Raw genomic sequence first — 14253 nt, forward strand, 5'->3', positions numbered from 1 at the left:
CCTCCCGTCGCGCCTTGCGTTTTTGCACACTTACTGACCCAAACGGGATGGGAAAAGCAGAACCAAACGTCAGTCTTCAAGAATTCGGCGCAGGCGTTCCTTTTCGTCCTCACTCAGCGTCGTGCTCTCAACTGAAGCGTGGGCTTTGGCGCGGTTGCGCAGAAAGTTCAGCCCGACCCCGGCTGCAATCAGCAACATGATGGGTCCGGCGAGCCATAGAAACAGGTTCGAACCGCTGGTCGTCGGCTTCAGCAGAACGTATTCGCCATAGCGATCTACGATAAAGGCAATTGCCTCTTCATCGCTGTCACCCGCGACCAAACGCTCACGCAGCAACAGGCGCAAGTCACGCGCAAGATCTGCATTGCTTTCGTCGATGCTCTCGTTCCGGCAAACAAGGCAGCGTAGGCCAGTGCTGAGGTCGCGCGCCCGCTGTTCGAGGACCGGATCATCCAGCACCTCGTCGGGCTGCACCGAAAACACGGGTGTCGCCAGCAGCATTAGGATCAGTACAAGGCGTTTCATTCTGCGGGCACTCCGCCAACCGGGGTTTTTCTGGCCCCAGCCGCAACACGGAATCGTCTGTCACATAGGCTTAGGATACCGCCTAGCGACATTAGAATGCAGCCACCCCAGATCCAGTTTGCGAGCGGTTTGATATAGGTCCGCATGACCCAGCCCCCATCGGCCTGCTGATCGCCGATCACGACGTAAAGGTCGCCCAGGAAACGATAGTCGATCGCAGCCTCAGTCGTGGGCATACGCGCCACCGGATAGTCGCGTTTTTCCGGGTGCAGGGTGCCAATCAGACGTCCATTCTTTTCAACCAGGACATCTGCCGTGGTCGAGAAATAGTTCGGCCCCTCAACCTGCCGCACATCTTGCAGGGTCAGCGTGAACTGCCCCACCACGAACGGCTTGTTGGGTTGCGCCACGCGAATATCTTCGGCCTCCCACGCAGTCAGACCAGCGACCGCGAAGATGGTGACGCCCAAACCGGTATGAGCAACCGCTTTTCCCCAATCCGCGCCCGGCAAACGGAACAGGCGCTTAAGGCTGCCATTGCGGCCTGTGCGGCTCCACAAATCAAGCGCTGCACCAAAGGTGATCCAGGCCCCAAGGAACAGCCCAACCGGCCCAAGCGCGCTTCGTCCGGTTTGCATCGCCCAAACCAGCAGAGCAATTGCCAGCGCAAGGCCAAAGGCATAGCGCAGCGACCACGCGGTCTTGCCAATCCTTCCCCGCTTCCAAGGCAACATTGACCCAATCGGCAGGATCAACCCGAGCAGCACCATGAACGGAGAGAACGCCGCATTGAAGAACGGAGCACCGACCGAGAGCTTCCGGTCGAACATCATCTCAGCCACCATCGGCCACATGGTGCCTACGAACACAACAAAACAGCTGACAGCCAGCAGCACGTTGTTCGCCACCAAAGCGCTTTCGCGGCTGACCATACCAAACACACCCTTGGCCTCCATCGCTTGGGCGCGCGCGGCAAACAGCGTCAATGCCCCGCCGATAAAGAACACCAGGATCATCAGGATAAACACGCCACGTTCGGGATCGGTTGCAAAGGCATGAACAGACGTGAGAAGCCCAGACCGCACAATGAATGTACCGATCAGTGAAAATCCGAATGCGATGATTGCCAGCAAAATGGTCCAACTCTTCAGCGCCTCGCGCTTTTCCACAACGATAGCAGAGTGCAACAGCGCGGCTGCCAGAAGCCACGGCATGAAAGAGGCGTTCTCGACCGGGTCCCAGAACCAGAAACCGCCCCAGCCGAGTTCGTAGTACGCCCACCAGGAACCCAACGCGATCCCGATCGTCAGAAAGACCCATGCTGCCAGTGTCCAAGGCCGCACCCACCGCCCCCACGCAGCGTCGACGCGGCCTTCGATCAGGGCGGCAACGGCAAAGCTGAACGCCATACTCAGCCCCACATATCCGAGATAGAGAAACGGTGGATGGAAGGCCAAACCGGGGTCTTGAAGCAGTGGGTTCAGGTCGCGCCCGTCAAACGGCGCAATTGCAAGCCGATCAAACGGGTTTGACGTGAACAAAATGAAGGCAAAAAATGCGACAGCAATTGAAGACTGCACGGCCAACACACGTGCCTTAAGCGTTGGCGGCAAACCGCCCCCAAAAAACGCAGCCATCGCACCGAACAAGGTGACAATCAGCACCCAAAGCAACATGGACCCTTCGTGGTTCCCCCATGTCCCACTTATCTTGTAGATCATCGGCTTGGCCGAGTGGCTGTTCTCAACCACGATCCTCAGGGAAAAGTCGGACACGACGAAAGCCCAGATCAGAGCACCGAAGGAAAATGCCGTTAGCAGGAACTGAACAATGGCCGAAGGCTCGGCAAATGCCATCCATCCGGTCCAACGTTTCGAGGCACCGATCAGGGGCACCACGCTTTGCACGATTGCGACAAAGAAGGCGAGAATTAGGGCAAAGTGGCCGAGTTCTGTAATCATGCTCCGGAATATACTCCGGGGCCAATCCGGGGGCCAATAACTTTCGCCAGATCCGGGGGCACATAGTGTCGCGGGTCAGGTCCCGCGACGCTTGCGCCAGTCTTCCAGCGCAGGGTTGGCATCAGGGCGCGTGATGTCTTGCGTCAAAGCTGAATCCGGGCCAGGATCCGCAGCCCCCGGGCTGTCGGCTCGCAGGGCGCGCAACTGCTCGATATTGTTCAGGACGGCAGGCAATCGCAGCATTGAAACACCGATATCCCTTTGAAACTCCTGCATCTTCACCTGATGCCGTGCTCCAAAGTAAAAGGAAACGATAACGCCCAACAACCACCATAAAGGTTCCGGCACCAAAGCCATGCCTTGCATCCTAGCCGCAAACCACAGCGGATCGACCATGGCCGCGATGAACAACCCCAGCGTCCCCAAGGCCAAAGCCGGACGTGGCAGTCGATTCACACCATCCATAAACCGGTCAAATGAACCTTTTTGCGCAGTTTGGAATTCACCACCAAATTGCAACATGGCTTGCGCTTGAACCTCGGCTCCTCTCTGCGCGCCTGCTTCGGCGTTTTCGCGGTAAAGCTCAACGGTTTCTCTTACCGCATTGCGTCCATTCCCAAACAACAGCGCCAAGACGCCCGAGATCAATCCCATGCTTCCACCCTTCTTTGAAACGCGTCATCTGACATGTGATAGCGGTGCGACAGAAATTCTTCGGCGCGTTTAATCCAGCCACCTTTGCCCCCTGACCGGCTTTGCGCATATTTTCTTAACGCCGGTCGTCGATCCGCCAGACGAAAGTAGTAATTCCGCCGCGCAATCCCGTATGCATCCCGCAGTGTGGATGGGTCCGGCTGGGCTGCACTTACACAAGCTGCTGCGGTCTTTGGACCAATCACGCCATCCACTGCCACATTGAAGCCCATGTCTCGCAAAAGTCGTTGCAAGATTTTCACTGCCTGAGATCCGGCGTTCACATACATGTCAAAGACCGAAGCGTGCAGCACATTCGGCAACGACGAAACACGTGGCTTATCAAAGTAATGCTGAACAAAGATGTCGACCGCTTTTTGCCGCGTGAGCAACCGCACGTCGGCAACATCCACAGCACCATCGCCAGTCAAATCCAATCCCAGACGTCGCATTGTGTGAATGGTCACACCGTATTTCGTGGCACCGCCGGGGTCGTCCGGATCATCCACAAACCCGCCTTCTCGTGCAACGATGTCTTCTGCGATCTGCCGAACCGTTTGCATGACATCCCCCAATTTTAACAATCGCGGCAACGGTCCGACAAACCTGTTAACATCCAGAAACGACAAAGGGCGCTGCAGTTTGAACACGTGCAACGCCCTTTATTCTTTTGTTCAATGGCTACATTTGCCCGAGAAGCCCGACGATCAGCTGCCTTCCGCTTCTTTGTAAACACCTTGCTCTTTCAGCGCGTCCATTACCTCTTTCGGCATGTAAGTTTCGTCATGTTTGGCAAGGATTTCAGTTGCTTCAAACACGCCGTTTACGTAGCTTCCGGTGCCAACCATGCCTTGGTTCTCGGTAAACAGATCCGGCAGAACGCCCGTGAACGAGACCGGGACACTCTCCCCCCCATCCGTAACCACAAAATGAACGGTTTCGCCCTGCCCACGAATGATCGAGCCTTCTTCAACAAGCCCGCCTATGCGGAACACCTCGGTCGGTTTGGGCGGCTCCGCAATTACCTCGCTGGGCGAACGGAAGAAATTGATGCCATCCTGCAAGGCCCACCCAATCAACGCCGTCGATGCCACCAAGGCAACGACCGCTACCAAAATGACTTGTACTCGACGACGTTTCTTAAGCGTTTTCATACCGTCCTCACGGAAATAGAGGGGCCATCATCAGACCCACAGTTTCATCTTCACCTAACATCAGGTTGGCGTTCTGCAAGGCTTGGCCACTGCTACCTTTTGTCAGGTTATCCAGCGCGGCAATCACAATCGCGCGCCGTTCGATCCGGTCAGCCACCACACCGATATGACAGAAATTCGACCCGCGTACATGGTGGGTCGACGGCGCCTGTCCCATCGGCAGCATCTGGATGAAAGGCTCATCCACATAGGTCTTTGCCAACGTTTCATAGACGCTTTGCGGGTCGCCCTTGACGTAGGTCGTTGCCAGAATGCCCCGGTTAGCCGGGACCAGATGCGGTGTGAATTGCACATGCACTGTCCGCCCGGCCAGCTTCGAAAATTCCTGATCGAATTCACCCAGATGCCGGTGTGCACCGCCGACCGCATAGGCATTGTACCCTTCACTCAACTCAGCGTGCAGCAGGTTTTCCTTGAGCGACCGCCCGGCCCCGGAAACTGCGCATTTCAGGTCCAGAATGATGTCATCAAGATCAATAACCCCGGCCGAGATCAACGGCCGCAGCACATATTGCCCTGTCGCGGCGTTGCAGCCTGTACCGGCGACCAAGCGCGCCGACCTTATCTCATCCCTATAGAACTCAGTTAGGCCATAAACGGCCTCGCCCTGCTGTTCCAAAGCGCTGTGCGGGTTGCCATACCACTTCTCATATTCATCCGGGTCTTGCAGCCGGAAATCCGCTGACAAATCAATGATCTTCAAGTCTTTCGGCAGGTCCCGGATCACCTCTTGGCTGGTTTTGTGCGGCAAAGCACAGAAACACAGATCAACATTGGAAAAATCGATCTCGGAAATCTTGCACAGATCCGGCAAGTCCATGTGCCGCAGATGCGGAAAGACCTGCGTCATACTCATCCCAGCCTTACGTTCGGCGGCCAAAGCAACGATGTCCATGTTCGGGTGCTCGGCGATCAGCCGCACCAGTTCAGCGCCGGTGTAACCAGAAGCGCCCAGAATTGCGATTTTATGGGTCATGTCAGACCTCTTCTTTACGTGTGTCACATATCACGACCGCCGATGTGACGGTCTTTGAACTAGAAAATTCGGGGAAGTGCGTCCTTGACCTAAATCAGGCCGCCTCGAACGATATTTGTCGTCGGAGGAACTGCGTCGCTCGGTCACTGACAAACCCTGGCTTGCCCGTGGTCAGAAAACCACCGCCGCCGTCGCCCAGCATGTTGGGGTGACGTTGCAGGTAATCGGCCAGACTTTCGGCCACCAGATCCCCTTGGCTAAAGACCTGAACATCCGAACCCAGGGCCGCCTGAAACGTCTCGGCCATCAACGGGTAATGCGTACAGCCCAGAATTGCGGCCTGCGGGTCCGGCATTTTGCGTTTCAACGCATCAACATGGCTCCGCACCAGCGCCTCGGCCAAGATCATATCGCCATCTTCAATAGCATCAACCACACCACCACAGGCCTGCGCTTCGACGTCCACGCCAATCGCGCGGAATGCCAGTTCCCGCTGAAAGGCGCGGCTGGACACAGTGGCAGGCGTCGCGAACAAGGCCACATGCTTAACGGCCACTTCGCGTGGTGGAGAGTTGTCGCCCCATTGCCGCTCGGTCAGCGCTTCGATCAAGGGAACAAAGACGCCTAGCACTCGCTTACCCTCGGGCACGCCCTCTTCCTGCATCCTGCGCAGCGCGGCGGCACTTGCGGTATTGCAGGCCAGAATCACAAGATTGCAGCCGCGACCCCAAAGACTGTGCACGGCCTTGCGGGTCAGCTGATAAATATCCTCGGCGTCGCGTACACCGTAGGGCGCATGTGCGCTGTCCGCGAAATACAGGAAATCCACGTCGGGCAGCCGTTGCTGCGCGGCGTTCAGGACGGTCAAACCGCCCAAACCGGAATCAAAGATACCTACTGCCATTAGCCCCTTCAGGCGCGATGCCGTTCCTCAAATTCATAGCCGTAGTCATAGGACTCCAACGGCTTCGGAGACAGCTCATACGTGGCTTTGCGCAGGAAATCCATCATCTTGCGCGTATCCTTACCCAATGGATCCAGAACGTCGCGCCCTATAGGCTCTCCGATCACCACTTTGACAGGCGTATCCACGCGCTTTTTGAATTCTTTGATCAACAGGCCCATGCGCAGCGTGTTGTGCAAATGGCTTGCGATCTGGAACAGGCGCGACGTGTGCCCATCAAAGAAAACCGGCACCACGGTGGCATTGGACTTTGCCACCATCCGAGCGGTAAAGCCGCGCCAACCCGGATCCATAGGATGGGCAAACGGCTTGACGCCGGTGCTGACCGTGCCTCCGGGGAAAATACCAATCGCCCCGCCCTCGCCCAGATAGTTGAGAGCCGTTTTGCGCGTCTCCAAATTCAGCTTCATCGCTTCTTTCGTCTCATCAAACGAAATAGGCAGAATGATACGGTTCAGATCCTCGGCCTTGCGAAAAACCCGATGCGCAAGAATTCGGAAATCTCCGCGTGTCTCAGACAGAATGTGCCCCATCATAAGGCCATCCAGAATGCCATAGGGATGATTGGCGATCAGGATCAGGGAGCCATCCGTCGGAACGTTTGCAAGCGATCCCCCCTCAACATCCAATGTCAGCCCATAGCGTTCGACCATAACGGCCCAAAAGTCGCGCCCGTTGGCAACGTCTTTCTCGTATCCGTCGGCGCGTTTGATCAGGCGCATACGGCCAGTCGTATTCTCCATAAGCTTAATAACCATTCGCCCGCCTTTGGTCTCGGCAGAATGGGCATAAGAAATGTCACGAACGGCATCACGACGCGATGGCATGTGGGTCTCCGGTTTGTTGCCTGCAAAATAGGTGTAAGTAACAATTTTGCCTAGCTATCGTGACGCCCTTGTGACGATTTACTCCGCCGCTGCCTGCAACTCGGGCCCGCCGCTTCGGATGGATGCCAGCAACTCCTCGCGCCTTTTGGCTGCCTTGGCCTCGTTTTCCTGCAAAACAGGTCCGAAACCACGGATATCCAATGGCAGTCGAGCCAAGGCAGAGATCGCATCACGCGTGTCCTGCGACAATAACGGCAACACTTCGCGCATGTCCTTTTCGTACTGCCGGATCAAAGCGCGCTCCATCTTGCGTTCGGACGAATATCCGAAAACATCGAACGGTGTGCCGCGCAGGGCCTTCAACTTGGTCAGCAGCTTCAATGGGCCCATGACAGATTCGCTGAATGCGCGCTTCTTGGGCCTGCCGTTGCTGCCCGATCCTCCGAAAATCGGCGGCGCCAGATGAAACGTCATCTTGAAATCGCCATCAAACTCGGCCGCCGCCTTTTCCCGACTGGTCAGCAGAAGGCGGGCAACCTCGTATTCATCCTTGTAGGACAACAGCTTGTGATAGCCCTTTGCCACTGCTTCGCGCACCTCAGCGTCCTCAACGCTGTCGACCAACTTACGATACCGTTTCGCGAGCCGCGCACTTTGGTAATCGGTCAGGTGCTGTGCACGGAACTCGATGATCTGGTCCAGCGTTTTCGGCATCTCCGCCACGGTTGGGGACAGAATAGACTGCACTTCATCTGGATGCAGTACTGCCCAGCGGCCGATATCAAACGCACGCTTGTTTCGTTCGACCGCCGTTCCGTTCAACTCAATGGCGTCAAAGATCGCCTGATGGCTGACGGGCAACAACCCGCGCTGCCAGGTCGCGCCAAAGATCATCATGTTGGAATAGATCGAATCCCCCATCACGGCGCGCGCCAGATCGGTTGCGTCAAACAATGAGACATCTTCTTTCAGCCGCGCCTGCAAGGCCAGTTCCAACTGATCGGCTGGAATGCGAAACTCCGTATTGCGTGTGAAGTCGCCCGTGACCGTTTCATGGCTGTTTACGACTGCGCCGGTGCGTCCGGTGCGCGTCAGGCCCAAGGTCTTCGCCCCGGCGGAAACCACCAAATCGCCGCCGATCAGCGCGTGGGCTTCACCGGTGGCAACGCGGATCGCGCTGATATCTTCGGGGCGATTGGCCAGACGACAGTGGATATGAACCGCACCACCTTTCTGTGCCAAGCCCGCCATTTCCATCATGCCCGCGCCTTTGCCATCAATCTGCGCGGCCTGAGCAAGAATTGCACCAAGGGTGACGACGCCTGTTCCACCAACACCCGTAATTACCACGTTGTGCGTTCCCTTGATCTCGGGAAGCTCCGGCATCGGCAAATCCGGCAGGTCGATCTCGGTCGTTGCCTCTTTGCGGATTTTCGCGCCCTCAAGCGTCACGAACGAGGGGCAAAACCCGTTCAGGCAGGAAAAGTCCTTGTTGCAACTTGACTGATCAATGGCTCGCTTACGGCCCAGTTCGGTCTGTTTCGGCACGATCGATACGCAGTTCGACTGCACCCCACAATCGCCACAGCCTTCGCAGACATCAGTGTTGATGAACACTCGTTTGTCCGGGTCCGGGAACGTGCCCCGTTTGCGACGGCGGCGCTTTTCAGCCGCGCAGGTCTGAACATAGACAATGACCGAAACGCCTTCGATCTCGCGGAATTTCTCCTGCACTTGCATAAGATCCGCGCGCTCATATGTCTGAACGCTGGCTGGCAGAGCCTTGAAGTTAACGTCTTCCTTTTCGTCATAAACCAGAGCGACCTCGCGGACCCCCATCGCTTTGACCTCTGCAACGATCCGTTCTGCGGTCAGGTCGCCTTCGTTGTCCTGCCCACCGGTCATGGCGACCGCGTCGTTGAACAAGATTTTAAAGGTGATGTTCGTTCCTGCCGACAACGCCGCCCGGATCGCCTGAACGCCCGAATGGTTATAAGTGCCGTCGCCAAGGTTCTGGAACACGTGTTTGGTGGTCGAAAACGGAGCTTCACCAATCCAGTTCGCGCCTTCACCGCCCATTTGGGTGAAACCTGTCGTCTCGCGGTCCATCCACTGAACCATGTAGTGACAGCCGATACCGGCATAGGCGCGGCTGCCATCCGGCACTTTCGTCGAACTGTTATGCGGACAGCCCGAGCAGAAATACGGAAGCCTTGTCGCGATTTCCTGCGCGTTATCGGCCCGGCGAGCTTCGGACAACGATGCAAGCCCGGCGTTGATGCCTTCAGTTTCGCGCCCCTCTTCGATCAGGATTTCGCCCAGTTTTTCGGCAATCATGATCGGATCAAGCGCACCACGCGTCGGGAACAGTTCTTCCCGGTGCAGCGCCCCTGCCCCACCTTTGTACCAGCCATAAACCCTGCGACCACGCCGATCGTCAAAGATGGCCTCCTTGACCTGAACCTCAATCAGCTTGCGCTTTTCCTCTACGATCACAATCAAGTCCAGCCCTTCGGCCCAGTCATGGAACCCGGCCATATCCAACGGGAAAGTCTGCCCCACCTTGTAAGTGGTGATCCCCAGCCGTTCGGCCTCGGCCTCGTCGATATTCAAAAGCGAAAGAGCATGTGTCAGATCTAGCCAGTTCTTGCCTGCAGCCACAAAGCCGATCTTGGCACCGGGTTTGCCCCACATCCGCTTGTCGAGCTTATTGGCATGGGAAAACGTTTCGGCCGCGAACCTTTTGTAGTCGATGACGCGCGTTTCCTGCAGGTGCGGAGTGTCACCCAACCGAATGTTCAACCCACCTTCCGGCATGTCGAATTCAGGCACAACGACCTGCATCCGGTTCGGGCTGCCATCCACAACCGAAGTGACCTCGATTGTGTCTTTCATCGTTTTCAAACCGACCCAGACCCCAGCAAAGCGACTGAGTGCGAAGCCGTATATGCCGTAGTCCAGAATTTCCTGAACGCCAGCGGGGCTGACAATCGGCATATACATGTCAACCAGCGACCATTCGGACTGATGCAAAACCGTCGAGCTTTCACCGGTATGGTCATCACCCATCGCCATAAGGACGCCGCCATGTTTGGCCGTTCCGGCCATGTTCGCGTGGCGCATAACGTCGCCGGACCGGTCAACGCCAGGACCTTTGCCGTACCAAAGCCCGAAAACGCCATCGAACTTGCCATCCGCGCGCAATCCCGCCTGCTGACTGCCCCAAAGCGCAGTTGCAGCCAGATCTTCGTTCAATCCGAACTGAAACGTCACATCGTTTTCAGCCAGCGGCTTTTGGGCGCGCATCATCTGCTGATCGACCGCACCAAGGGGCGAACCTCGATAACCGGTAACTAGGCCCGCCGTGTTCAGGCCCGCTTGCCGGTCCCTTGCTTTCTGCATCAGCATCAACCGGACAAGCGCCTGAGTTCCGTTCAAAAGAACGGGGTTTTTCTCAAGATCAAACCGGTCGTTTAACGTTATCTGTGGCTGACTCATCAGACGTCTCCCCTCGTCAGATCAGTGTGCTTCATTTCGATGCATTTTAGGTCATAATTTCTGACCTGTATAGGATTTATCCACTGATAAGTAACGATTTCGCCCTTTGAATGTGGAACTTGTCACCTCTTTCATATAGGCATCCAAAAGGATAACGAAAGTTGCGGTGATGGATTGGGACAAGCTTAGAATATTTCACGCAGTGGCCGATGCAGGCAGCCTGACCCACGCGGGTGACAAGCTCAATCTGTCTCAATCCGCCGTGAGCAGACAGATCCGTGCATTGGAAGAATCGCTGGATGCGACCCTTTTTCATCGTCATGCGCGGGGACTGATTCTTACCGAACAAGGTGAATTGCTGTTTGACGCCACATCTGCCATGTCGAAACGACTGGACGCTGCAGCCGCGCGCATTCGGGACAGCGAAGAAGAGGTCTTTGGCGTCCTGCGGGTTACGACCACATTCGGCTTCGGAACTCTCTGGCTGGCCCCGCGCCTGCCTAAACTGTACGAGCAGTACCCCGATCTCAACATCGACTTGATGCTGGAAGAACGCGTTTTGGACCTTCCTATGCGTGAGGCGGACGTCGCCATTCGCATGAAAGAACCCAGTCAAGCCGACTTGGTTCGCAAGCGTTTGATGACGGTGCAAATGATGCTGTACGCGACGCAGGACTATATCGAGGCTCATGGTGGAACGTTGAATTCGTTGGACGAAATCAAAGACCATCGACTGATTTGCCAAACCCCCGCAGCACCGCAAGTCGGAGCCAGCGCAGCGATGGTGCGCCACCTGATGACCTACAATCCAGGGTCGTTACTGACCGTGAACAACTATTTCGGAGTACTTCAGGGCGTTCTGCACAATCTGGGTATTGGGGTTCTTCCTGATTATGTAACGCAGGATTTTCCGCATCTGGTGCCGGTACTGTCCGACATCGAAACCGCTGATGTTCCTGTATACTTGGCCTATCCCGAAGAGCTCAGGCATTCGAAGCGCGTCGGCGCGTTCCGTGATTTCGTTCAGGATGAGATCATTGCGCAGCGCAAGCAATTGAAACAGATGGGTAAACTCTAGATATGCACCCATAGCATATCGGGCATGAGGTCTTAACAGGGTTAAACTCCTTGAACCTTCACAAACTGACACCTAAATGAGCACTCGAAGGCGGTGATGCTGAAACGCTCATCATCTTCATACCTCCCTGTTGGACTACGGCCGAGCTTATAGCTCGGCCTTTTTTTTGCGCGGCCAAAAGCATTTAGCCAGCGAAAGCTCTGGGAAAAATACACGCATAGGCATATGATCCCCAAAAAACGAAACAATTTCGTGTTCGAGGGAAAATCAATGTTCCACCCACTCCGCCTCATGCTGGCGATCATTTCCGCTTTATTTTTAGCGACCCCACTTCTGGCACAAGGCACCAGCACGCCGTCCTCAGTGACGATTCCCGAAGATCTGACACCCGAACAGGTCGACGACCTTGTTGCGCGGATGTCTGACGACCAGGTGCGCGCGATTCTGTTGGAGCGGCTTGATGCTGTTGCAGAAAAGCGGGCCGAAAGTGGCACGACCGAAAAGGGTATATTTCAGGCCATCTCGGACACCGTTAGCACCATGGCCGCGTCCTGGATGGATGTTATCAGAAAGATCCCTCTGTTAATTTCAGCTCAGGTTCAAGCATTCTCGAATTTCGGAAGTAGCTTTGGGTCCAGCGGGCTAGTTAGTCTTTTTGGCTTCACTTTCATCGCCCTAGCGGTTGGTTTTGCCGCCGAGAAGATCGTTGGGCTGTGGACGCGCCGATGGCTTAAAGTAGTTGATGGAGATGCTTCTACAAACCTTCGAGGTGCGGCCACCTATTTGTTCAAACGCTTTTGCGGTGAGTTTCTTGGCCTTCTGGTCTTTTATTACACTCTGGTTTTTGTAGGGCGTCGGCTTTTGGACGAGCCTCAGATCGCGCAGGCTGCACCATTTGTTTTCTTCCTAATTTGGTTCCCTCGTTTGGGTGCAGCCATTTCGCGTTTCATTCTAGCCCCGCAACAGCACGATCTTCGTATGGTCAATGTTAGCGACCACTGGGCGAGCTACCTGCATCGCAACTTGATCGGCTTATTCCTGCTGATTGGGTTCACCATGTTCATTTTGGACTTCAACGCCATCAACGGCGTCCCACCGGGTGAATCCCGTTTGGGTTTCTGGCTGAATACAGCGATTCACATCTACATCGCGGTGATTGCCTGGACGGCACGTGATGGATTGTCCGACATGATGCGTGGTTCAGACCCTGATCGTACACGGTTTGATGAAGAGGTAGCGAGGCTCTACCCTTACATTGCTATCGGTGTTTCCGCCGGCACTTGGCTGCTGGTCGAGTATCTCGCAGCGCAGAACAACCCTGTGGTATTTGGCCTTCTGGCACATGGAGCACACTTCGTCACCATGTTCTGGCTGCTGATCGCTCCTGCTTTGGATACGCTGATCCGTGGCCTGGTACGTCACCTTCAACCACCTATGCTTGGCGACGGCCCTGTCGCAGAGCGCGCCTATAAGTCCACCAAGCGAAGCTACATTCGTATCGGGCGGGTTCTGGCCGGTGTTTTGGTCATTCTTATGATCGCCAATGCGTGGGACCTTGACCTTCAGGAAATCGCAGGCGGTGGAACTGAGTCCGGCAGCAAAGTGATCCAGTTCTTTATTATAATCGCGGTCGGGTACATCCTGAACGAAATCGTTTCACTTTGGATAAACCGCCGCCTCGCAAAAGAACAAACAGCCGCCGAACAAAGCCCGGATGAAGAAGCCGGTGAAGGCGGAGGTTCCGGCGGATCACGTCTGGCGACTGTTCTGCCACTGCTACGCGTTACTGCACAAGTAGCCATTGCCGTTATCTTTGTTCTTCTGGCTTTGGGTGCGTTGGGTATCAACATCACACCTCTGTTGGCCGGTGCCGGTGTTCTGGGTCTGGCCATCGGTTTTGGCGCACAGAAACTGGTCGCCGATATCGTGGGCGGGATTTTCTTCCTGATCGACGATGCCTTCCGCGTAGGTGAGTATGTGGATGTGGGCGGCACAATGGGCACGGTTGAGAAAATCTCGATCCGCTCGATGCAACTACGCCACCACCGCGGTCCCGTTCACACCATTCCCTATGGTGAGATTCAGAAACTGACCAATTTCAGTCGCGACTGGGTGATCATGAAGCTGAAGTTCACCGTGCCTTTCGACACTGACCCCAACAAGGTCAAAAAGATCTTCAAGAAGATCGGTGCCGAGATGATGGAAGACGAAACTCATAAGGATGGTTTCCTTCAGCCCTTCAAGTCTCAGGGCGTGTTCGACTTTGACGATGTCGGCATGATCATCCGCGGCAAGTTCATGGCAAAGCCGGGCAAGCAGTTCACCCTGCGCAAGGAAATCTTCAACCGGGTCAAGGCCGCCTTCAAGGAGAACGGCATCGACTTTGCCCGCCGTGAGGTGCGCGTTGCAATCCCGGGCCTGGATGATGCTGAAAACCTGACCCCCGAACAGAAAACAGCTGTTGGTGCCGCCGCGGCAGCTGAACTCAACAAGGACCAGGGACAGGCGTAACCTTCG

11 protein-coding genes are annotated in these 14253 nt (G+C 55.8%); 2 read left to right on the forward strand and 9 right to left on the reverse strand.

The annotated features are described in order from the left end of the window. Positions 1-69: 69 nt before the first annotated feature. From GS632_RS03380 to GS632_RS03420, 9 genes are all read right to left on the reverse strand, one after another. Complete coding sequence (locus GS632_RS03380) at positions 70-525, reverse strand: cytochrome c-type biogenesis protein (protein ID WP_171174208.1); 456 nt, start codon at positions 523-525, stop codon at positions 70-72. Continuing rightward, a complete protein-coding gene (locus GS632_RS03385) occupies positions 522-2486 on the reverse strand; it encodes a heme lyase CcmF/NrfE family subunit (protein ID WP_171174210.1) in 1965 nt (654 codons plus the stop codon). Before GS632_RS03385 ends, GS632_RS03380 begins: the two co-directional genes overlap by 4 nt. 75 nt (positions 2487-2561) lie before the next feature. Further along, positions 2562-3140 (reverse strand): holin family protein, encoded by a 579-nt coding sequence (locus tag GS632_RS03390; RefSeq protein WP_171237524.1) that lies wholly within the window; start codon positions 3138-3140, stop codon positions 2562-2564. Then, positions 3131-3742 (reverse strand): holin-associated N-acetylmuramidase, encoded by a 612-nt coding sequence (locus GS632_RS03395; protein WP_171174215.1) that lies wholly within the window; start codon positions 3740-3742, stop codon positions 3131-3133. Before GS632_RS03395 ends, GS632_RS03390 begins: the two co-directional genes overlap by 10 nt. Positions 3743-3886: 144 nt before the next feature. Beyond that, a complete protein-coding gene (ccmE, locus tag GS632_RS03400) occupies positions 3887-4333 on the reverse strand; it encodes a cytochrome c maturation protein CcmE (RefSeq protein ID WP_171089834.1) in 447 nt (148 codons plus the stop codon). A 7-nt stretch (positions 4334-4340) separates the two neighbouring features. Further along, positions 4341-5369: an N-acetyl-gamma-glutamyl-phosphate reductase gene (argC, locus tag GS632_RS03405; protein ID WP_171174217.1), complete on the reverse strand. Its 1029-nt coding sequence runs from the start codon at positions 5367-5369 to the stop codon at positions 4341-4343. A gap of 94 nt (positions 5370-5463) precedes the next feature. Next, positions 5464-6273 carry a glutamate racemase gene (locus tag GS632_RS03410; protein WP_171237523.1) on the reverse strand — a complete coding sequence of 270 codons (810 nt, stop codon included), beginning with the start codon at positions 6271-6273 and terminating at the stop codon, positions 5464-5466. Positions 6274-6281: 8 nt separating this feature from the next. Beyond that, the gene (locus GS632_RS03415; RefSeq protein ID WP_171237522.1) at positions 6282-7160 is read right to left on the reverse strand and encodes a lysophospholipid acyltransferase family protein; all 879 of its coding nucleotides are present in this window, start codon (positions 7158-7160) and stop codon (positions 6282-6284) included. Between the two features lie 78 nt (positions 7161-7238). After that, positions 7239-10658 (reverse strand): indolepyruvate ferredoxin oxidoreductase family protein, encoded by a 3420-nt coding sequence (locus tag GS632_RS03420; RefSeq protein ID WP_171237521.1) that lies wholly within the window; start codon positions 10656-10658, stop codon positions 7239-7241. 169 nt (positions 10659-10827) lie between these two features. On the opposite strand from GS632_RS03420, the gene GS632_RS03425 reads away from it, so the two are divergent. Together GS632_RS03425 and GS632_RS03430 are read left to right on the forward strand one after the other, a co-directional pair. Beyond that, on the forward strand, positions 10828-11736 hold the full coding sequence (locus GS632_RS03425; protein WP_171174225.1) for a LysR family transcriptional regulator: 909 nt from the start codon (positions 10828-10830) through the stop codon (positions 11734-11736). Positions 11737-12006: 270 nt separating this feature from the next. Further along, positions 12007-14247, forward strand: a complete 2241-nt coding sequence (locus GS632_RS03430) for a mechanosensitive ion channel family protein (RefSeq protein WP_171174227.1) — start codon at positions 12007-12009, stop codon at positions 14245-14247. Positions 14248-14253 lie beyond the last annotated feature (6 nt).

The sequence above is a fragment of the Ruegeria sp. HKCCD7296 genome (genome assembly GCF_013110775.1).
Taxonomy (GTDB): domain Bacteria; phylum Pseudomonadota; class Alphaproteobacteria; order Rhodobacterales; family Rhodobacteraceae; genus Ruegeria.